Below are 17,183 nucleotides of genomic sequence, written 5' to 3' on the forward strand. Positions count from 1 at the left end.
CATTAGCGCCTTGAGGCCGATGCGCGTCATGCAACTCCGGAGGGTTGAAGGTGATCCGCGTCGGTGACGGTAGCAAAGTGTCATCACGACGCAGTAGGAGACACGACATGGCCGATGCGGATCGACGATTGCCGCGATCGCACTTGGCGGGCGGCAAGTCGGGAAGGCCGGCCTTAACTCTGTCGCTTTTAGCGAAATGACTTGAGCCGTTCGTCAATTTTCTCAGTGGCATTGATGACACCGCCAGATGCCCTGCCAATGAGCTCATAGCTATTTCTTCGGTCCCTTGACAGGGAATGTCGCGTCGCCGTCTTTTTTGCCGGAGATCACCCGCGGATCGGCGCTGGCGACGCCATCGCTCCCCCCGCCCTTGTGGTCCTTTTCCGACTGACCCTTAGCGTCCTGCTCGGGTGTCCGTTTTGATGTTCGAAGCGTCTTGTCCGCCATCATGGCCTCGCGTTTGCCATCCAAACTTCCGGCAATTTCGAAAGTTCCACCGCTTTAGCAAGCCGAAGGACCCAGTGAGTTGGAACGTCGTGGCGGGACGTGAGTTGTGAGCGAGGATATTCACCCGCAGGAGGACGCTTATGGCTAACCGCCGAGAGCAGCAGACGGACCTCACGCCCGCCGAGGCAACAGACCGCATCTGGGAACTCGCCGAGGACATCGACGTCTGCATGTTTGTGACCTGGGACGGCGAGTACAATCGAGCCCGTCCGCTATCTGCGCGTGTGGTCCGTGAAGAAAACGCCATATACTTCCTCGTCAATGACGACAGCGCCAAGAGCGAGCAACTGTCGACCTATCCAAAGGTCACATTGGCCTGGAGTGACAACAGCCACTACAAATACGTCACGATGTCAGGCCCGGCCACAGTGACAAATGATAGGGAAAAGATCACCGAACTCTGGGAGAAAACTGACGCAGCCTGGTGGGATAATGCCGATGATCCCGAGATTCGTCTGATAACGGTCAAACCCGACGAAGGCGAATTGTGGGACAGCCCGGGGCTAATCATGGCTACCGCAACGATGGTGTTTGCGGCCGTTACCGGCGCCAAGCCGAATGTGGGCGACAACGCAAAGGTCGAGCTCTGAGCGAGCGGCTAAACTAACCTCTGCTTTAGAGGCAGCGTCGATGAGCATTTTGGAAACCAGCAAGAAAGTGATCGAGAACGTCACCGGTTTCGCAAGACCGCGCAAGCAAGCTGTCGCCGGATTTGTGAGGCAGCGAAAGTCGAATGAGTTCTGGTTCAAGGATGATGGACTTGTACCCAATCATCCAGCATGGCCGCTCGTCGTTTATCGAGGCGCCGTCGAATTGCCCGAAGGACTTGATCCAGCAGCCGTCATGGAGGTGCTTTTCGAGGCAAACGGATGGGGCGATAGCTGGCGAAACGGCATCTATGATTATGTTCACTATCATTCGCAAATACACGAGGTTCTGGGCATTGCGCGCGGAAACGCTGAAGTCCGGTTTGGCGGCAAGAAAGGACGAACGCTGTCGCTGAAGGCCGGTGACGTCGCGGTCCTCCCGGCAGGCACCGGGCACCAATGCCTCTCGGCATCCGATGATTTTTTGGTTGTCGGCGCGTATCCTCCGTTTGGGAGTTATGACGAATGTAGGAGCAAGGATCAGCATAGCGATGCGCTCGCAACAATCCCCAGCGTGGGGCGTCCGCGCAAGGATCCTGCATATGGCAGCCAAGGTCCGCTGCTGAAAAGTTGGAAGCGCTAATTTAGTCGTCGGGGTCGAAAGCCTTGGCAACTGCGTCTTTCTCAGCCTGCGGCAGGACTGTCATTGTGAGAATGAAGGCTGACAGCAGGAGACAGACGCCATTCGTGACTATGATCGGCCACTCTGCCTTCATGATGCCGAAGGCCAGCCACAAGGCGAAGCCCAACACAGTGATGGCATACATCGGTGCGGAGATGCCGCTTGTCTCTCGTGTCCTGATGATTTTCCAGGCTTGCGGGGTGAAACTGCTCATCGAGCAGACGGTCGCGAGATAGCCGATGAGCGTGACTGTCTGCATTGAAGCGGCCCTGACCTACGTCGCAGATACGCGCTTGAGATCAGATACGCGGACCACGCCGTGCTGGCTGACAAAGGTCAGGGTGGAGTCCGTGCTCTGGCTCTGCGAAACACCGGATATGCGATGGTCGCCTGTGTCATAAATCTCCATCTTTCCATGATCGTCGATGACCAGGCGGCTTTGCTCAGGAAACGCTGCGTAGCGCATATTGTTTTGAGAACCAGCGGCAGATGGGCTCCCAAACTCCTCAGGCCACCATGAGCCGGCGTGGGCCATAGCTGCAGAACGATAGCTCGTGTCGTCGCGTTGTGGCTTGGCGGGATGATCGCGCAGGTAGGCCGAGAGCTCCGCCGCGATAGTGTTGAGCTTCGCCTTGAGGCTGTCATCGAACATGTCGCCGACCATCGTCATGCCGGAGGACCATCGTGACATTCCTCCGAAGTCGACGTGGCTGAACTGGGCCATGGTTCCACCACCACGCCGCAACGCCTCAAGGACAGCCATGACAGCGCCATCAGTGACGCCATGCTGGCGTGCAAGGCGCGCAATCAGTTCAGCTTCCTTTTGAGTGTTTGTCATCATTGCGTCCTTTGAATCGCTTGGCGCCGGCAGTCCTCATTGTTGGCGATAGACATGCGGCCAAATCTAATCACGAAGGAGCGCCACCAGGTCTTCAGGCTCCTTGCCGAGGAAGCTCAATCAAGTTCTATCCAGGCTGGCGCATGATCGCTCGGCTTGTCCCATGCACGCGTTTCGGCATCTACTCCGGCATTCTTCAGGCGATCCAATAGGGATGAACTCAGCAAGAGATGGTCCATCCGGAGCCCGGAACTCCGATCGTACCCGCCGCGGTAGGAGAAGTTCCAATAGGTGTAAATTCCCTTTTCTGGATGAATGCGACGGACGGCATCGATCCAGCCCTGAGCAAGCATTTCGGCGTACGCGCTCCGGCTCTCGGGGAAGTAAACGGCATCGCCAACCCAGCGCCCCGGCACCGCCGCGTCGATCGAGCCTGGAACGACGTTATAGTCGCCGCACAGGATGGTCGGTGAGCTATCGCCGAGCAGCACCTGGCCATAGGTGATCAAACGTTGGAACCAGCGAAGTTTGTAGTCGAACTTCGGCCCCGGCGCTGGATTGCCATTGGGCAAATACAGGCAGCCGACAACAAGCCCATTCACATCTGCCTCGATGTAGCGGCTGTGCGAATCGTCGGGATCGCCCGGCAGACCTCGACGACGTTCCAGCGGCTCAATCCCGCGAGCGAGGATTGCCACGCCATTGTAGGACTTCTGTCCGTGCCAGATTGCGCCATAGCCGGCGTTTCTAATCGCATCGACGGGATATTTTTCGTCAGAGGTCTTCAGTTCTTGAAGGCAGACGATGTCATAGCCGGTTTCGCCAAGCCACTTGAGAAGCACTGGCAGTCGGCCGTTGACGCCATTGACGTTGAAGGTTGCGATGCGGGTCATCTCGACGATTTAACGTCTTTGCGCCGCTTCGATGCGACATAGGGTCGGTAGCCAAATCTTGCCTTTTGTCATCGTCCATCTGCATTTTTGCTCGAAGCATTGGTGCTTTGACCGGAAGCAGCGGATGTCTTTGCATCTTTGGAATGCGCGGCAATCGCCGGACCCGCGCCGGTAGCTTTACGCATATCGCCGCTCCCCTTGCCGTCAGTCGATTTCTTGCTCAACAGTCCTGAGAAATATTTTCCAAAGAAGCCCATCCGACTCTCCATCTTGGCGCTCATTCGGCGCCTTTGCGGGCCCTGAACTCATCTCTGCGCTGTTCTCGCAACTGCCGAGGATCGCTGCGCGAACCACCAAGGGCGCGGCGCCTGACCAGCGCGGCCGAACACTCAAGCAGGAAACATTCCAGTCCTTTGTAGATATGCGTGATCATGTCCTTCATCTCCCGGGACCGCCTCGGCACATAGGTCGCCGAGGCGGTTGGGTAGGCGATCAATCAAGCCGCTTTCCGTTCTGCCGCTCGTTCGTTGACGCCGGCTTCACCGAGGGCAGTCAGCGCCTCGTCGGTGGCCTTCTCCTCCTCAAGTGTCGCATTGAGGAGCGCAACCACGTCATCCTTGCCGAGCGTCGTAGCCCAGGCAATCAGGGTTCCATACCTGGCAATCTCATAGTGCTCCACGGCTTGCGCGGCACCGACGAGCCCTGCATCGAGCGAAGTCGAACCCTTGTACTCCTGAAGGATTTCAGATCCTTCCTCCAGGATGCCGTCGATCGCCGGGCAGGTTTTGCCGCGCGCGGCCGCGCCGAGAATCTCGAAGACCTCCTCCAGACGTTCGACCTGCCCCTCGGTTTCAGCGAGGTGCTTCTCGAATGCTGCCGAAACTTGCTCTTCGGATGCGCCTTTGGCCATCTTCGGCAAGGCTTTCAGAATTTTCTTCTCGGCATAGTAGATGTCTTTGAGGCCATCGAGGAAAAGGTCCTCCAGGTCCTTGTTGTTGCCATTGGCTTTCTTGGCAGTGGGCATTGTGCCGTCTCCTCTGTTGAAAATTGCCCGTCGCGAGCATTTTCTTAACTCGGAAACCCGAACCCGGTTCCGGGATAATGGAGATATCTAAATTTAAAGGGTCCTGCGCTTCACTGAGAACAACGACCACGTCATTCTCGTCGAAGAGCCGCGGCGGGGCGCACGCCATCGGGCTCCCGCCAACGGTCGTGCGGTCTGACTGCAGGAGACGCAAGTTCCGCGGCGGCAGCAGAGCAGTCGGGGCAACGCCTCTCAAGCCTCCTGACCGCTCTGCAGCCGCTTGATTGCTGGCCCTGCTTGCATCCAGCAATTGGGTGATTGGACAATGCGTATGCAACCAGAATACCTCAGAATGGTTCTAGCTATGATTTGAGCGGGATGGCAGCGAGCACCGTCCAAAGGTGGCAATTTTTATGGACGTATCACTTTCGCGAACCGCAGACGACAACATCAAAACCGGCAAGAGCGGCTTGCTGCTTGTCTCGGACAATTATGACGCTTTCGCTGTGCGCGTGCTGGCGGCAAGGAGCGCTGAGCGCAGCCTCGACCTGATGTATTACCTTTGGCATGATGACCACACCGGCCGCTTGCTGCTTCGCGAGGTTTTTCGAGCTGCTGAGCGCGGTGTTCGGGTGCGCATGCTCCTTGACGACGTCAATCCGCGTAAAAATGATGCGGCATATCTGGCGCTGAACAACCATCCAAACATCGAATTGAAGTTGTTCAATCCGAGCGGTATCAGGCGCGGCCGGATCATGCGTGGTGTGGAAGTGCTGTTGCGGCTCTTTGCATTGACGCGACGGATGCACAACAAGGCTTGGATCGTTGACGACAAATTTGCCATTGTCGGCGGTCGGAATGTTGGCGATGCCTATTTCGATGCGGCAGAAACCAATTTCCGGGACCTCGATCTGCTGCTCCTGGGGCCTGCGGTACGGCAAACCGCGGCGATATTCGATGCCTTCTGGGCTTGCAATGAAGCCAAGCCAATCAAAACCTTGGGATCAGTGGCTGAGCATGAGCATGCCAAATGGCTTGAAGGAAGCGATACCGGCCCCGATCCCAAATTCTTGAACGGCATCGGCAACCGGGGCTCGATCACGGAGTTTATTGCGGCCAGCAACGACGTTCATTGGGTGGATGGCGTGCGGGTCATTTCCGATCCGCCGGAGAAGGTTCGTGGTTGGAGACGTCGCAGCTGGCTTATGAAAGAGCTGCGTCCGATCATCCAATCCACGCGCGGGTGTCTGGAAATTGTGTCGCCCTATTTCATCCCCGGCAAAAGGGGCACAGCGATCTTGCTGGACCTTGTCGGCGCCGGTGTTGACGTTTCGGTTCTGACCAATTCCCTGGCCGCCACGGACGTCGCCGCAGTCCATGGCGCTTACGCAAATTATCGCAAGCGGCTGCTGAGGAATGGCGTCAATATTTTCGAGCTTCAGCCGTTCAACCGGCGCTCCGCAATCTCGGTGTTTGGCTCGAAGGGCGCCAGTCTGCATACGAAAGCTTTCACCGTCGACGACAATATCGGCTTCGTCGGTTCCTTCAATTTCGATCCACGGTCAGTGTCCTTGAACTCGGAAATGGGCGTGCTGTTTGAGGATCCGAAATTGGTCGCCGAGCTGCGGCATCGATTCCAATCGGAAATATCTCCGGAAACAAGCTATCGGCTCGAACTGAAGCACAATGTTCTGCATTGGCATGGATGCGGCGAAGGCAAGATTCAGGACTATACGCATGAACCAGAAGCCGGATTTTTTCGCCGTATCCTGGCGGTCTTCGTCCGTCACCTCCCGATCGAATCTCAGCTCTAGCATCTGATGATGGCCGAGGACCTCGCGATCTCAGCGAATTGCCCTGCCGGGGATCGCGTGAGCGAAACGTGAAACCCTGATCTACCACGGGTCAGCCAGACCGCATCACACCCGGTTCTTCGACAACCGCGTCGCCAATCCCATGCTGTCCGGCGTCCGGATCACTCGGCAACACGTCGGAAAAATTGACTGTGGCGACCAGGTATCCGGCTTCATCGTAGACCTTGATAGTCGATCCCGATTGCTTGGTTCCTGACCCAGGATCCGCCGCCACCGCTACGCGCGCCATCTCTATTGCTCTCGGACTGGCCATCTCCGCACTCGCTAGCTCTTCCTCGAGAGCGGTAGTCTGGCCGGATACTGTCGTCTCAAAGCGGAATTTGGCATGGGCAACCTCCTGTTCCTATGCAATTCCGGTGTCCGGGTTGCGTTCCAAAGAAACAGAATTGGTGGGACGCAGCTAAGATCGCCGCGATGGCCAGACCCGTGTCGCCACGAAGGTCAGCAAACCCGTGATCACAATCCAGGCCTGCACCTCGCGTTGGATGGTTGGTCCAAGGTTCGATGTCTGTCGCGACGGGCTCTCTGCCTCCACTATCGGTTGAAGGTCGGACCGACTGCCGAGACGGACGGAATAGGCCCGCGTGAACTCGGCGCCGAGCAGGAATATCTCAGACGAATAGTAAACCCAAAGCAGCACGACCAGCAGTGCACCCGCCGCGCCATAGGAGGATGCAATCGCGCTGGTTCCGATATACCAGCCAATCAGCGACTTGCCGATGGTGAAGAGCAAAGCGGTCACTGCCGCGCCAATTGCGACATCGCGCCAAGCGAGCGACCGGTCCGGCAGGATCTTGAAGATCGCGGCAAACAGAGCGGAAATCAGCACGAATGATACAATGCCGTTTATCGACGCGAGAATGATCGTGCCGAACGGCAGATGGGCGTTGATGACAGCGCCAAGCGCGGAAATGGCGGCACTCGCCGCCAACGACACAAGCAGTAGAAATCCCAACGCTGCAACCAGACCCAGGCTGGCCGCCCGCGCCCGCACCAATCGCGACACAGACATGGGTGGTGGGTCAATCTTCCAGATTGTGTTGAGCGAAAGCTGCATTTCGCCAAACACCCCGGAGGCTGTCACGAAGAGGGTGACGATGCCCACCAAGGTGGCAACAGTGCCGGCGGTTCTGTGAGAAGCGCTTTCGATGGTGCTGCGCAGAAGGTCGCCGGTTTGCGATCCCATCACGCCTGCGATTTCGGCCGACAGAGCGAGTTGAGCTGCTTCATGCCCAAAGACAAGTCCAGCAATCGCAACAACGATCAACAAGATCGGGGCCAGGGACGTAACGGCATAGAACGCCATCGCCGCACCGTGGCTGAGGGCATTGTCGTTGATGAATCCGAGGATGCTCTCCTTGCCAAGAACCCAGGCTTCGCGTGCCACCCGCATGGGGAATTCCTTTTGCCTCAACGAGCAACCTAGTGCTGTCGGCAACGAAAGCGAGACCTGCCGCCAGTGCGCGAGGCGCGATGCCGAGACACGCCCGCTTGTCTCTGCACGAACGGCCAGAAATGTTCCATGCGGCGCCGGAACTCGCCGGGCTCGTAGTGGTTATCGGTCATCCGATTGGAGTGATCAAAAATGCCTGATAATGAAAACCGTCGCGAGACCGGCGCAACGAAGTACCCGGCTAGAACAGGTCCTGATCCTTCGGATGCGTTCTCTCAGGATGCGGCCGGCAACAAGAAACCCAAGAGTGGGGTCGGTCTGACGCGGCCAGTCAATGAGGTGGATGACAAGACGCACCAATCCGATGGCCAGAACGCCCCGGCGAGGCCGGGCGGCGGAAACACGGTCAAGCCATGAACGTTGCCAATCTTCAGCTTGAAGGGTTCATGATGGCGGTCGCGTCAATCAACAACCTGCTCGTTCACAAAGGTCTGCTGTCAATTGACGAGATCGATACCGCCCTGCGAAAGGCAGAGGCGTCCATGACAGGTGACGAGCGGACCTACGAAGACATGTCACCGGCCAACCGTGACGCGATCTGCTTCCCGATCCGGCTTCTGCAGATCGCAAACAACGCGCAAGGCGAACTGGACATCCCACCATTTTCAGAGCTTGCAAAAATGGTTGGGCAAACCAAGGAACCTTAACGTCAGCGGTGACGACACCTGTAGTCTCCGTGAAGGCCTCATTTGACGCCGATGCCACTCTGAAGCGGAAAGCAGCATCGGCGTCGTCTCGGCTATGAACCGAACCAAATCTCACCCACTGCGTTGAGTCCCGGCGTTGCGTCATTAGTCGGGGCACTTCCATGAAAACGGGCGAGCTTTCAACCTACCGGGCCAAAAGGGATTTCGCGAAGACGAAAGAGCCCAGCGGCGAAAGCTCGATTGCGGGTTCGAATCGACTTCGGTTTGTCATCCAAAAACACGCGGCCACGCGGCTGCACTATGATCTTCGCCTCGAGCTTGGCGGGGTCTTCAAATCATGGGCTGTGACCAAAGGTCCATCACTGGATCCTCACGACAAACGACTTGCCGTGGAGGTTGAGGACCACCCGCTGGAGTACGGCGACTTCGAAGGCACAATTCCCAAAGGACAATATGGTGGCGGCACGGTGCAGTTGTGGGATCGCGGATATTGGGAACCGGAAGGCGCCATGTCTCCCGAAAAGGCGTTGGAAAAAGGCGACCTGAAATTCACGCTGCAGGGCAAGCGCCTGCATGGAAGCTTCGTCCTCGTGCGCATGAAGCATGACCGCAATGGCGGGAAGCGGACCAACTGGCTGCTGATCAAACTCGCGACAAATACGCGACAGAGGGCAATGGCGATGCGGTGCTGGCTCAAAACCGATCCGTCGCCTCCGGTCGGAGCATGGAAAGGATTGCAGCGGGAAAGGGGGCAGGTCCGAAGCCGTTCATGATCAAAGGTTCATCGTCGGCCGATGCGGATGCCGTTTGGGACAGCAAGCGCGGCCATGCCGACAAGCGCGCCGCCAAGTCGGCAAAGCCTGCTCCGCGGCCGAAGCGAGCCGCTGGTGCCTCAGCGGCGAAGATGCCCGACTTCATCCCACCACAGCTTTGCGCAACGCTTTCCCGGCCGCCGGCCGGGACGAACTGGGTTCACGAAATCAAGTTTGACGGTTATCGCGTCCAGTTGCGCGTGGAAGACAAGGACATCGCCCTTAAGACCCGCAAGGGTCTTGACTGGACGGAGAAATTTGGCGCCATCGCAAAGGAGGCCGCCAGCCTCCCAAACGTCATCATCGACGGCGAGATCGTAGCGCTTGGCGAGAACGGCGCGCCCGATTTTGCCGCACTGCAGGCGGCGCTGTCGGAGCGCCGGACGAAAGACCTGATCTACTTTGCTTTTGACCTGCTCTTCGCAAATGGCGTCGATCTGCGAAAGATGCCTCTCTCACAACGGAAGGAACGTCTGAGCGAGATGCTCGGCGAAGTCGATCGCGGCGCGCAAAATCTCATCCGCTATGTCGAGCACTTCAGCAATGGCGGCGACGCGGTGCTGCGTTCTGCCTGTCGCCTTTCGCTTGAGGGGATTGTCTCCAAGAGGGCCGATGCAACCTATGTTTCGGGGAGGACCGACACCTGGGCCAAATCGAAATGCCGCGCCGGGCATGAGGTGGTCATCGGCGGCTGGTCGACGACCAACGGCAAATTCCGGTCATTGCTCGTCGGCGTCAATAGCGGTGAACATTTCGCCTATATCGGCCGTGTGGGGACCGGATTCAGCGAGGCAAAGGTCAAGCAGCTGATGCCCAGGCTGCAGGAGATGAAAGCCGCGACGTCGCCGTTTACCGGCGATGGCGCACCGAAAAGGAATTCAACCGTCTTCTGGACGAAGCCGGAATTGGTCGCGGAAATCGAGTTCGCCGGCTGGACCGGGGGTGGCAATATCCGGCAGGCCGCCTTCAAAGGCCTGCGTGAAGACAAGCCCGCAAAAGACGTCGAGGCCGAGCGTCCAGCCGATCCTCAAGAGACGCCGATTGCCGACCCTGCCAAGGTGACTGGCAAGACAGGAAAAAGCCCGGTTGTCATGGGCGTCATCATTTCCAAGCCGGACAAGCCGCTTTGGCCGAATGCCGGCGACGGTCAGCCCGTCGACAAGCTCGATCTTGCAGAATATTTCGAGACCGTTGGCCCCTGGATGATCAGACATATCAAAGGTCGTCCCTGTTCACTCGTGCGCGCGCCGGATGGCTACGCCGGCGAGCAGTTTTTCCAGCGCCACGCAATGCCAGGCACATCCAATCTGCTGGAACTGGTAAAAGTCTTCGGCGATCACAAACCGTATCTGCAAATCGACCGCGTCGAGGGTCTGGCCGCGATCGCCCAGATAGGCGGCCTTGAGCTTCACCCCTGGAATTGCCAGCCGGGTCATCCCGAAATACCTGGCCGACTTGTCTTCGACCTTGACCCCGGTCCGGAAGTCCCTTTTGCGAAGGTGGTCGCGGCAGCCAAGGAAATGCGCGATCGTCTCGAAGATCTGGGCTTGGCGAGCTTCTGCAAAACCACGGGCGGCAAAGGCTTGCATGTCGTGACGCCATTGACGGCCCAACGCAGCAAGACGACATGGGCCGAGGCCAAGGCCTTCGCAAAGGCCGTCTGCATGCAGATGGCGGCAGACAGCCCCGATCTCTACCTCGTCAACATGGCCAAGAAGCTGCGGACATCCCGGATTTTTCTCGACTATCTCAGGAATGATCGCATGGCGACAGCCGTCGCCCCTCTCTCCCCTCGCGCCAGGGAAGGCGCGACTGTATCCATGCCGCTGACCTGGAGTCAGGTGAAGGCGGATCTCGATCCGAAAAAATACACCGTTCGCACGGTTCCGGGCCACCTCAAAAAGACCATCGCCTGGGCTGACTACGATGATGGCGAACGGTCGATCAGCAGTGCCATCAAACGGATTGGTTCAGCAAAGCTCGCCGCATGACGACGTCGGTTCGCGCAAGAACGCCATGACAGCTGCGGCTACCGCCTCGGCTGCTTCTTCGGCCATATGATGTCCGCTTTCGATCGGTTGGCCCTTCAGTTCGGTGGTCCAGGGTCGCCAAACATCGAGCACGTTGCCGTAGAGTGCCTCAAGGTCATCGCGGGCGGACCAGAGCGCCAAGGTCGGGCACGCGACCCGGCGACCAGCTTTCCTGTCATCGATATCGTGCAATTGATCGATGGCCAGACCTGCCCGATAGTCTTCAAGCATGCCGTGAACAACATTCGGATCGTGGATTGCGTCCTTGTAGTCGACATAGGCCTCAGCCCCCATGGACTCGGCTGAGCCGCCATACCACGCGTCAGGATCGGCCATGATTGCGCGTTCGGGCTTGTCCGGCTGTGCAAAAAAGAACCAGTGCCACCAGAGCTTCGCAAAGCGGGCGTCGCAGCGTTCGAGGGCTTCCAGGATAGGGACGCTATCCATGACGATCAGATGGCTGATCGCTGACGGGTGATCCATCGCTGCTCGGAACGCTGTGTAGCTGCCGCGGTCATGGCCTGCGATCGCAAACCGGCCAAAGCCGAGATGTCGCATGAGAGCGATGCAGTCCCTGGCCTTGGCACGCTTGGAGGATCCAGCATGGTCTACGGCGTCCGCCGGTACCGAGGACCGGCCAAAGCCCCTCAGATCGGGGCAGACAACTGTGTGGTCGGCGGCGAGAAGTGGGGCTACCCGGTGCCAGGTAACGTGCGTCCGAGGATGGCCATGCAGCAAAAGAAGCGGCGGGCCTGAACCTCCATACCTGACTCTCAGTGAGGACTCGGGCAGATCCACGGTCTCTAGCTTGAATCCTTCAAACATCCGCTTCTTTGTCGTCAGACTGTGAAAACAAGTCCCGCATGTCCATCTTCAACCCACCCCGGTGAAATTGGTTTCGGGCATTTGTCCGTTTGGACATTTCTCTCATTCCAATGGTTCGGCCGCCGTTCAGGATCCGCCAGCCCTGGCGCTGACGCCCGGATCCAGCCTCCTGCCTCACCGGTCTCTGGGATTGCCCTGGGTGGGGTCGCGCGCCCGGGTGTAGCCCTCGACGCGAGGCAAACCGTCATCCATCCTGATAAACGGCAGCCGCATTTCCCAATAGGCTTGAGCTTGGGGATGGAACTTCTCGGGCGCGTCCATGAATCCGATCGAGATGTAGAACTCGTTTGGCAAGCCTTCATCGGTGTACCCAATCGAGGTGCCACATTCCGAACAGAAGGAGCGCACGACGCCCCTGGTTTTCGAGAATGTTTTTGGTTTTGGGCCGAGCCAATGGACCTGATCTGGACGATAGCCAATCCAGATCGTCAGTGGGCTGCCGATCGCTCGTCGGCAGTCATCGTCGTGGTCGAAACAAATCCAAAAGGGATCGCCACTGAATTCAGCTGTGATGGCTCCGCAAAAGCAATGCCCTCGATCAATCCGGGCCGGTTTTCTGATCGTCGTTCGTGGTTTGTCGTCCATGGTAGTCTTCCGGCCAGCTTGGTGGCGTAACGCCGCGAACGGCAAGCAGTTCCTTTGGACGTCACAGAGCCGCAGATGCGCGCAACTTGCACGTTGCTCGTCAATATCATTTGAGGCAGATCAGGCCTTAGTTTGTTGGGAACATTTTTTCAGGTCCGCACTTTGTTCGCCGTCTGACCAAAGGAGGCGACCTTGAAAACACGACGCATCGACAGGGAAAAGATCGAGAGGGCGGATCGAGAAGCCAAGTTGCTGTTGGAAGCGGAGCGGCATGCCAGGGAAGCCAAGACGGCGCGGCTTAGAGAACAGCGACAGTTGTTGGAGGCATCGATAGCGCAGACCCCGCCGGCGCCCGTAGCCGCAAAGCAGCCGCCCCGCCAACGAAAGCCGACGCGCAAGGTAATCGAGGTGGACTGACCGTTTGGTCAGTTGGGGCTTTTGCCAAGGTGGGGAGTTGATATGACAGGGCAGGGGATCCGGCAGCATGAATACCAAAGCGGTAAGTCCGGCCGTCGCCAAAGCGGCTGCTCGGCGTGCTGGATCGGGGTCTCATCACCGGTGCGTCCGACGACGATCCTGCGAGAGCCGCTGAAAAAGGCGCCGAGCGGGCCGAGAATGTGATCCAGCGAGTCCGGCTGGACACTTACGTCGGGAACAATCGCACGCGCGGACCGTTCCCCAAGCGATCTTCACGCTCAGGATTTGCTCTTGTTGCAGCGACCGGATGAAATTTTCAACGAGGCCTCGCAAACGGTTGGTGATCCCCTTGAGCGCGACGCCTTAGGTGGGGAGGCTGAGCTAACTGGCGATCGCGCCATCCCGCGTCGTCTGGTTGTCGTCTCGAATAGGCTGGGGAGCATTCGCGATCTGTCGCAAGCCGGCGGACTTGCTGTAGGCATCGGGGATGCGTTGGCCGAGCGTGGAGGCCTGTGGCTAGGAGCAAGCGCCGAGTATCAGGACTACGCCGCGAGCGACGAACCGCTGATCCGCTTGGAACGGGTGGGAAAGATCGAGACGGCTGCGCTTACCCTGCCCTATGAGGAGTATTCGCTCTATTACAATGGCTATGCCAACAGCACGCTGTGGCCGCTTTTTCATTACCGACTCGACCTGGTGAACCACCGGGCAGAGTTTCTACACGCCTACCGGCAGATCAATGCGCGGTTCGCGAAGGCGCTCGCAGGACTGCTGTCGGGCAACGACGACCTGGTGTGGGTTCACGACTACCACCTTATCCCCTTGGCCGCCCAGTTGCGGCGGCTGGGAGTCCGGAATCGGATCGGGTTTTTTCTTCACATACCGTTCCCGCCGCCCGACCTGTTTGAAGCCACGCCCGACCATGAAGAACTCATCGATGACCTGCTTCAATATGACGTCGTGGGGTTCCAGACCGAAACGGACGTGGGGAATTTCCGGCGCTCAGTGCAGGCGGCCAACTCCACTACTTTTGATATCAATGGTTCGGCTGAGATGAACGGCCGCACGGTGTTGTCGAGGTGTTTTCCGATAGGCATCGACGTCGATTCAATCGCACGCATGGCCAATGAGGCGGCGGAGGATGTGCAGATTGATTCCATGCGCCGCCAGATTCTGGGCCTCAAGCAAATCATCGGCGTCGATCGGCTGGACTACTCCAAGGGTCTCCCCGGCCGCATGCAGGCTTTCGCGCGTCTTTTGGAAAGGCATCCGGAACACGAGCGGGCGGCAACATATTTGCAGATTGCGTCGCCGACGCGCGAGGAGGTCAGCGCCTATGCCGACATCCGGGCCCAGCTTGAGGCAACCGCCGGCGCGGTCAACGGAAGATACGCGGATTTGGCTTGGACCCCGATCCGCTACATCCACCGTGCCGTATCACGCTCTCGGCTTGCTGGCCTGTTGCGCGCTAGCCAGGTCGGATTGGTCACGCCCCTGCGTGACGGAATGAACCTCGTCGCCAAGGAATACATAGCCGCGCAGGACGAAGCCGATCCCGGAGTGCTGGTATTGTCGCGTTTTGCGGGTGCGGCCGAAGAACTTGCCGAATCCTTGATCGTGAACCCGTATGCGGTCGACGAGGTTGCTGACGCGATCGCAAAAGCGCTCGCGATGCCGCTTGAGGAAAGAATTGCAAGGCATAGTGCACTGCTCAAGCGCATCACGCGCAATGACGCAGCAGAATGGCGGCGGTCATTTCTCGCCACGCTCGCGGGCGAGAACTAGCGCCTGGCATCGATGCCTGAATCCGTCCGTGTGTCACGCGTCCCACGCGGCCATAGCCCGGCCATAACCCGGCTGGCCGGAGCAGTTCGAAAGGCCTTGAAGCTGATCATGTATCTTGTCGTCCGCATCAAAACTTTTCGCTCATTGACGGAAGCGCGATAGCCCGCCTCAATCGGTGGACTATCGAAGGCTCCAGGGAACACACCGCCGGTCCGGTCGTTTGGGCTCTGATAGGAGATCTGCGATGACAAAGAACCCCACGCGAAAGGACAGAGATCTCTCTGAACAAGAGGCAATCAAGTTGGCCGAAGCCACCGACGTGTCACCCGGGCAGGCCAAAGAGCTTGCAGCCGAGCACGGCAAAGACGGCGCCAAGAAGGAAGCAAGAAATTACAAGGCGGAGGGCTGACTATGGCGGCCAGTGGATCCGCAAACGACAGAGACGCACGAGCCACCCTCTACGCACAAGGCGTAATGGAAGCCGAGCGCAAGGCGCGGGAAGAGAAAACGGCGCGATTGCGCAAAGCCCGTTTGGCGCACGAGGCGATCAATCCGCCTGCACCCGAGCGGAAACCGGCAGTGCCGAAAGCCCCAAAGCGGGCCGCCAAACCAGGCAGCCGAAAAGCTGGAGAAGATTAGCTTCAGCTTCTTCGGCTGTGCCGGCGGCACGCGTCGGGGAAGAGCAGACCGTGCGGTCGATCTGCACGATAAATTTGTACCTCGTCGAATGACACAAAGGAGTCCAGTGATGACGGAGCATGTGTCCCGGAAGGAAGAACAGCGTGGCACCCGAAATGTACTCGGGTGGGGCGTCGTCATTGCGGCTGTGATCTTCGTCGCCCTGCTAGCCTTCTTTGTGTTCATACCCCTTTCAGGCGGATCGTGGCAGACATCGCCAGTAAAGCGCACCCCGGAACAGAACCAAGGCGGTAATGCCCCCGCTGAGACATCACCCGCGCCCGGCGTTAAAAAGAACCCGCAAGAAAATACCGAGATGCCAGGGCAGCAGTGATCGACCTTGGGCTGCGACCCAAGTTGGCCCTGATCTTCCTGGTCGTCTCATCGGCGTCATGATGGGATCAGGGCCTTCTGGGCGCAGGAACCGCTGAGCTATTGAGACTGGGGTTTCGCCCACATCGAGCGCAGAAAGATTACCGCAGCAGCATCGGTCTGGCGAACGAGGCGATGACGCCATCGTGGAACTCGAGGCAAATCAAGATGCCTAGCTGCAGGCCGTTCAGTTGGGATTTTTCAGCTGCTTTGACAACAGCAGTTGCTGCTGCAGCTCAAGGGCGAGCTTCAACAGCCGTTCAGGTGTTTCCTCTTCCGCGATTTCGTCGAGCAGCGCTGCGAGTGCGTCGCCTTCAACAGGATCGCGGAATGAGTCAGGTTTGGTTTGCGGAGGTTTGGCCACGAGGATTTCTAGCAGGAATGCGGCCGTATTTGCAAGACGAAGCGAAGCGCTCTTGGGGAGGGGTACCGTAGCGGGGGCGGTCGACAGGGCGGCCTGCGGCAAACTATCGGACAATCTTAATTCATGATGCCAGACCTGTCGTTGCGGAGCACCTCCTCCATGAGTGTATTGAGCCATTCGCTCAAGGGAAGGTCATGCCGCGTCGACAACCGCTCCTCCAGCGCCGCCTTCAATGTGCGTTCCACGAGGCGATCGGCCGCCTGTGGGTCGCCCAGCAGCAGCCGCGCGGACAGCCTCAGTTTTGGAAGAGCGCGGAAGACATTGTCTTCACCAAGCGCTGTTGATTGCGCGGCGAGGATCCCGGCAACCGTCCTGAACCCGGCCGGCTTGGAGAGGTTTTGGGTGTACCGGAACCGCTCCGGCAGGGTGATCTGATCGTTTCCGGAGAAGAATACGAACGGGATGCCTCTGTCCGTCAGCTCATCGGCGAGGGGAAAAACAGTCTCACCGTTAAGATCGATGTCCAGCACCGCCCCGTCCGCTGAATCGATATATCGTCGAGCCCGGCTGACTGACGACACCGGCCCCAAAACGGTCGCCCCACAATCGCTGAAATAAGAGGCAAGTTCGCTTGCCAGCAAGAATTCGTCCTCGACGAGCAGAATTCGCATGCCTAATAACATTGCAGCCCTCCGGGCTTTAAACGGCGGTCGCGTCCATCGGTTCCGTGGCTATCGGCGGTGCGGGATG

General features: G+C 58.5%; 22 protein-coding genes and 1 pseudogene. 10 read left to right on the forward strand and 13 right to left on the reverse strand.

Annotated features, from left to right (window positions below; all coding sequences use genetic code 11):
• Positions 1-270: 270 nt before the first annotated feature.
• Complete coding sequence (locus NKL04_RS02570) at positions 271-447, reverse strand: hypothetical protein (RefSeq protein ID WP_156932420.1); 177 nt, start codon at positions 445-447, stop codon at positions 271-273.
• A gap of 140 nt (positions 448-587) precedes the next feature.
• Between NKL04_RS02570 and NKL04_RS02575 the strand changes: the two genes are divergently transcribed.
• The gene (locus NKL04_RS02575; protein WP_023700023.1) at positions 588-1,097 is read left to right on the forward strand and encodes a pyridoxamine 5'-phosphate oxidase family protein; all 510 of its coding nucleotides are present in this window, start codon (positions 588-590) and stop codon (positions 1,095-1,097) included.
• A gap of 40 nt (positions 1,098-1,137) precedes the next feature.
• Positions 1,138-1,737: a cupin gene (locus NKL04_RS02580; protein ID WP_023700024.1), complete on the forward strand. Its 600-nt coding sequence runs from the start codon at positions 1,138-1,140 to the stop codon at positions 1,735-1,737.
• Between the two features lies 1 nt (position 1,738).
• Here NKL04_RS02580 and NKL04_RS02585 read toward each other — a convergent pair whose 3' ends face one another.
• The 6 genes from NKL04_RS02585 to NKL04_RS02610 all read right to left on the reverse strand — a co-directional run bounded on the left by NKL04_RS02585 (position 1,739) and on the right by NKL04_RS02610 (position 4,531).
• Positions 1,739-2,035: a SemiSWEET family sugar transporter gene (locus NKL04_RS02585; RefSeq protein ID WP_023700025.1), complete on the reverse strand. Its 297-nt coding sequence runs from the start codon at positions 2,033-2,035 to the stop codon at positions 1,739-1,741.
• Between the two features lie 15 nt (positions 2,036-2,050).
• Positions 2,051-2,614, reverse strand: coding sequence for a hypothetical protein (locus NKL04_RS02590; RefSeq protein ID WP_032997193.1), 564 nt, complete (start codon positions 2,612-2,614; stop codon positions 2,051-2,053).
• A 116-nt stretch (positions 2,615-2,730) separates the two neighbouring features.
• Entirely contained in the window at positions 2,731-3,507 is a 777-nt protein-coding gene (gene xth / locus NKL04_RS02595; RefSeq protein WP_023700027.1) for an exodeoxyribonuclease III, read from the reverse strand.
• Between the two features lie 68 nt (positions 3,508-3,575).
• Positions 3,576-3,788, reverse strand: coding sequence for a hypothetical protein (locus tag NKL04_RS02600; RefSeq protein WP_245259911.1), 213 nt, complete (start codon positions 3,786-3,788; stop codon positions 3,576-3,578).
• A complete protein-coding gene (locus NKL04_RS02605) occupies positions 3,785-3,949 on the reverse strand; it encodes a hypothetical protein (RefSeq protein WP_023713350.1) in 165 nt (54 codons plus the stop codon). The genes NKL04_RS02600 and NKL04_RS02605 overlap by 4 nt, the downstream gene beginning before the upstream one ends.
• Positions 3,950-4,003: 54 nt before the next feature.
• Positions 4,004-4,531 (reverse strand): YciE/YciF ferroxidase family protein, encoded by a 528-nt coding sequence (locus NKL04_RS02610; RefSeq protein ID WP_023681150.1) that lies wholly within the window; start codon positions 4,529-4,531, stop codon positions 4,004-4,006.
• 413 nt (positions 4,532-4,944) lie between these two features.
• On the opposite strand from NKL04_RS02610, the gene NKL04_RS02615 reads away from it, so the two are divergent.
• Positions 4,945-6,345, forward strand: coding sequence for a phospholipase D family protein (locus NKL04_RS02615; RefSeq protein WP_023700029.1), 1,401 nt, complete (start codon positions 4,945-4,947; stop codon positions 6,343-6,345).
• Positions 6,346-6,436: 91 nt separating this feature from the next.
• Here the strand turns inward: NKL04_RS02615 and NKL04_RS02620 are convergent, their stop codons facing one another.
• Positions 6,437-6,634: a hypothetical protein gene (locus NKL04_RS02620; protein ID WP_023700030.1), complete on the reverse strand. Its 198-nt coding sequence runs from the start codon at positions 6,632-6,634 to the stop codon at positions 6,437-6,439.
• 171 nt (positions 6,635-6,805) lie between these two features.
• On the reverse strand, positions 6,806-7,798 hold the full coding sequence (locus NKL04_RS02625; protein ID WP_023700031.1) for a YihY/virulence factor BrkB family protein: 993 nt from the start codon (positions 7,796-7,798) through the stop codon (positions 6,806-6,808).
• A gap of 192 nt (positions 7,799-7,990) precedes the next feature.
• On the opposite strand from NKL04_RS02625, the gene NKL04_RS02630 reads away from it, so the two are divergent.
• The 3 genes and pseudogenes from NKL04_RS02630 (at position 7,991) to ligD (ending at position 11,308) form a co-directional block, all read left to right on the forward strand.
• Positions 7,991-8,215 (forward strand): hypothetical protein, encoded by a 225-nt coding sequence (locus NKL04_RS02630; RefSeq protein ID WP_155921617.1) that lies wholly within the window; start codon positions 7,991-7,993, stop codon positions 8,213-8,215.
• The gene (locus NKL04_RS02635; RefSeq protein ID WP_352723233.1) at positions 8,212-8,505 is read left to right on the forward strand and encodes a hypothetical protein; all 294 of its coding nucleotides are present in this window, start codon (positions 8,212-8,214) and stop codon (positions 8,503-8,505) included. Before NKL04_RS02630 ends, NKL04_RS02635 begins: the two co-directional genes overlap by 4 nt.
• A gap of 161 nt (positions 8,506-8,666) precedes the next feature.
• Positions 8,667-11,308, forward strand: a pseudogene (gene ligD, locus NKL04_RS02640) (DNA ligase D).
• On the opposite strand, the gene NKL04_RS02645 reads toward ligD, so the two are convergent.
• Both NKL04_RS02645 and NKL04_RS02650 read right to left on the reverse strand, forming a co-directional pair.
• Entirely contained in the window at positions 11,288-12,172 is an 885-nt protein-coding gene (locus tag NKL04_RS02645) for an alpha/beta fold hydrolase (protein WP_023736055.1), read from the reverse strand. The pseudogene ligD and the gene NKL04_RS02645 overlap by 21 nt on opposite strands.
• A 174-nt stretch (positions 12,173-12,346) precedes the next feature.
• Positions 12,347-12,817 (reverse strand): GFA family protein, encoded by a 471-nt coding sequence (locus NKL04_RS02650; protein ID WP_023691407.1) that lies wholly within the window; start codon positions 12,815-12,817, stop codon positions 12,347-12,349.
• A gap of 192 nt (positions 12,818-13,009) precedes the next feature.
• Here NKL04_RS02650 and NKL04_RS02655 point away from each other — a divergent pair, with 192 nt between their 5' ends.
• From NKL04_RS02655 to NKL04_RS02670, 4 genes are all read left to right on the forward strand, one after another.
• Positions 13,010-13,234, forward strand: a complete 225-nt coding sequence (locus NKL04_RS02655; RefSeq protein WP_023668054.1) for a hypothetical protein — start codon at positions 13,010-13,012, stop codon at positions 13,232-13,234.
• A gap of 291 nt (positions 13,235-13,525) precedes the next feature.
• On the forward strand, positions 13,526-15,019 hold the full coding sequence (locus NKL04_RS02660) for an alpha,alpha-trehalose-phosphate synthase (UDP-forming) (RefSeq protein WP_245260253.1): 1,494 nt from the start codon (positions 13,526-13,528) through the stop codon (positions 15,017-15,019).
• Positions 15,020-15,263: 244 nt separating this feature from the next.
• Positions 15,264-15,428, forward strand: coding sequence for a hypothetical protein (locus NKL04_RS02665; RefSeq protein WP_023681158.1), 165 nt, complete (start codon positions 15,264-15,266; stop codon positions 15,426-15,428).
• Positions 15,429-15,767: 339 nt separating this feature from the next.
• Positions 15,768-16,031 (forward strand): hypothetical protein, encoded by a 264-nt coding sequence (locus tag NKL04_RS02670; protein ID WP_023681159.1) that lies wholly within the window; start codon positions 15,768-15,770, stop codon positions 16,029-16,031.
• 225 nt (positions 16,032-16,256) lie between these two features.
• On the opposite strand, the gene NKL04_RS02675 is transcribed toward NKL04_RS02670, so the two are convergent.
• Together NKL04_RS02675 and NKL04_RS02680 are read right to left on the reverse strand one after the other, a co-directional pair.
• The gene (locus NKL04_RS02675; RefSeq protein WP_031197822.1) at positions 16,257-16,547 is read right to left on the reverse strand and encodes a hypothetical protein; all 291 of its coding nucleotides are present in this window, start codon (positions 16,545-16,547) and stop codon (positions 16,257-16,259) included.
• 2 nt (positions 16,548-16,549) lie between these two features.
• A complete protein-coding gene (locus NKL04_RS02680) occupies positions 16,550-17,116 on the reverse strand; it encodes a response regulator (protein ID WP_023668059.1) in 567 nt (188 codons plus the stop codon).
• Positions 17,117-17,183: the final 67 nt, after the last annotated feature.

Source organism: Mesorhizobium sp. C264A (assembly GCF_040324515.1).
Classification (GTDB): Bacteria; Pseudomonadota; Alphaproteobacteria; order Rhizobiales; family Rhizobiaceae; genus Mesorhizobium.

Bases quoted from the DNA above. Each gene is read 5' to 3' on its own strand.
- NKL04_RS02670 (WP_023681159.1), top strand. From the start codon at position 15,768: ATGACGGAGCATGTGTCCCGGAAGGAAGAACAGCGTGGCACCCGAAAT.
- NKL04_RS02615 (WP_023700029.1), top strand. From the start codon at position 4,945: ATGGACGTATCACTTTCGCGAACCGCAGACGACAACATCAAAACCGGC.
- NKL04_RS02600 (WP_245259911.1), bottom strand. From the start codon at position 3,788: ATGAGCGCCAAGATGGAGAGTCGGATGGGCTTCTTTGGAAAATATTTC.
- NKL04_RS02585 (WP_023700025.1), bottom strand. From the start codon at position 2,035: ATGCAGACAGTCACGCTCATCGGCTATCTCGCGACCGTCTGCTCGATG.
- NKL04_RS02680 (WP_023668059.1), bottom strand. From the start codon at position 17,116: ATGTTATTAGGCATGCGAATTCTGCTCGTCGAGGACGAATTCTTGCTG.
- NKL04_RS02570 (WP_156932420.1), bottom strand. From the start codon at position 447: ATGGCGGACAAGACGCTTCGAACATCAAAACGGACACCCGAGCAGGAC.
- NKL04_RS02610 (WP_023681150.1), bottom strand. From the start codon at position 4,531: ATGCCCACTGCCAAGAAAGCCAATGGCAACAACAAGGACCTGGAGGAC.
- xth (WP_023700027.1), bottom strand. From the start codon at position 3,507: ATGACCCGCATCGCAACCTTCAACGTCAATGGCGTCAACGGCCGACTG.
- NKL04_RS02580 (WP_023700024.1), top strand. From the start codon at position 1,138: ATGAGCATTTTGGAAACCAGCAAGAAAGTGATCGAGAACGTCACCGGT.
- NKL04_RS02630 (WP_155921617.1), top strand. From the start codon at position 7,991: ATGCCTGATAATGAAAACCGTCGCGAGACCGGCGCAACGAAGTACCCG.
- NKL04_RS02575 (WP_023700023.1), top strand. From the start codon at position 588: ATGGCTAACCGCCGAGAGCAGCAGACGGACCTCACGCCCGCCGAGGCA.
- NKL04_RS02625 (WP_023700031.1), bottom strand. From the start codon at position 7,798: ATGCGGGTGGCACGCGAAGCCTGGGTTCTTGGCAAGGAGAGCATCCTC.
- NKL04_RS02590 (WP_032997193.1), bottom strand. From the start codon at position 2,614: ATGACAAACACTCAAAAGGAAGCTGAACTGATTGCGCGCCTTGCACGC.
- NKL04_RS02635 (WP_352723233.1), top strand. From the start codon at position 8,212: ATGAACGTTGCCAATCTTCAGCTTGAAGGGTTCATGATGGCGGTCGCG.
- NKL04_RS02650 (WP_023691407.1), bottom strand. From the start codon at position 12,817: ATGGACGACAAACCACGAACGACGATCAGAAAACCGGCCCGGATTGAT.
- NKL04_RS02605 (WP_023713350.1), bottom strand. From the start codon at position 3,949: ATGAAGGACATGATCACGCATATCTACAAAGGACTGGAATGTTTCCTG.
- NKL04_RS02665 (WP_023681158.1), top strand. From the start codon at position 15,264: ATGACAAAGAACCCCACGCGAAAGGACAGAGATCTCTCTGAACAAGAG.
- NKL04_RS02620 (WP_023700030.1), bottom strand. From the start codon at position 6,634: ATGGCGCGCGTAGCGGTGGCGGCGGATCCTGGGTCAGGAACCAAGCAA.
- NKL04_RS02645 (WP_023736055.1), bottom strand. From the start codon at position 12,172: ATGTTTGAAGGATTCAAGCTAGAGACCGTGGATCTGCCCGAGTCCTCA.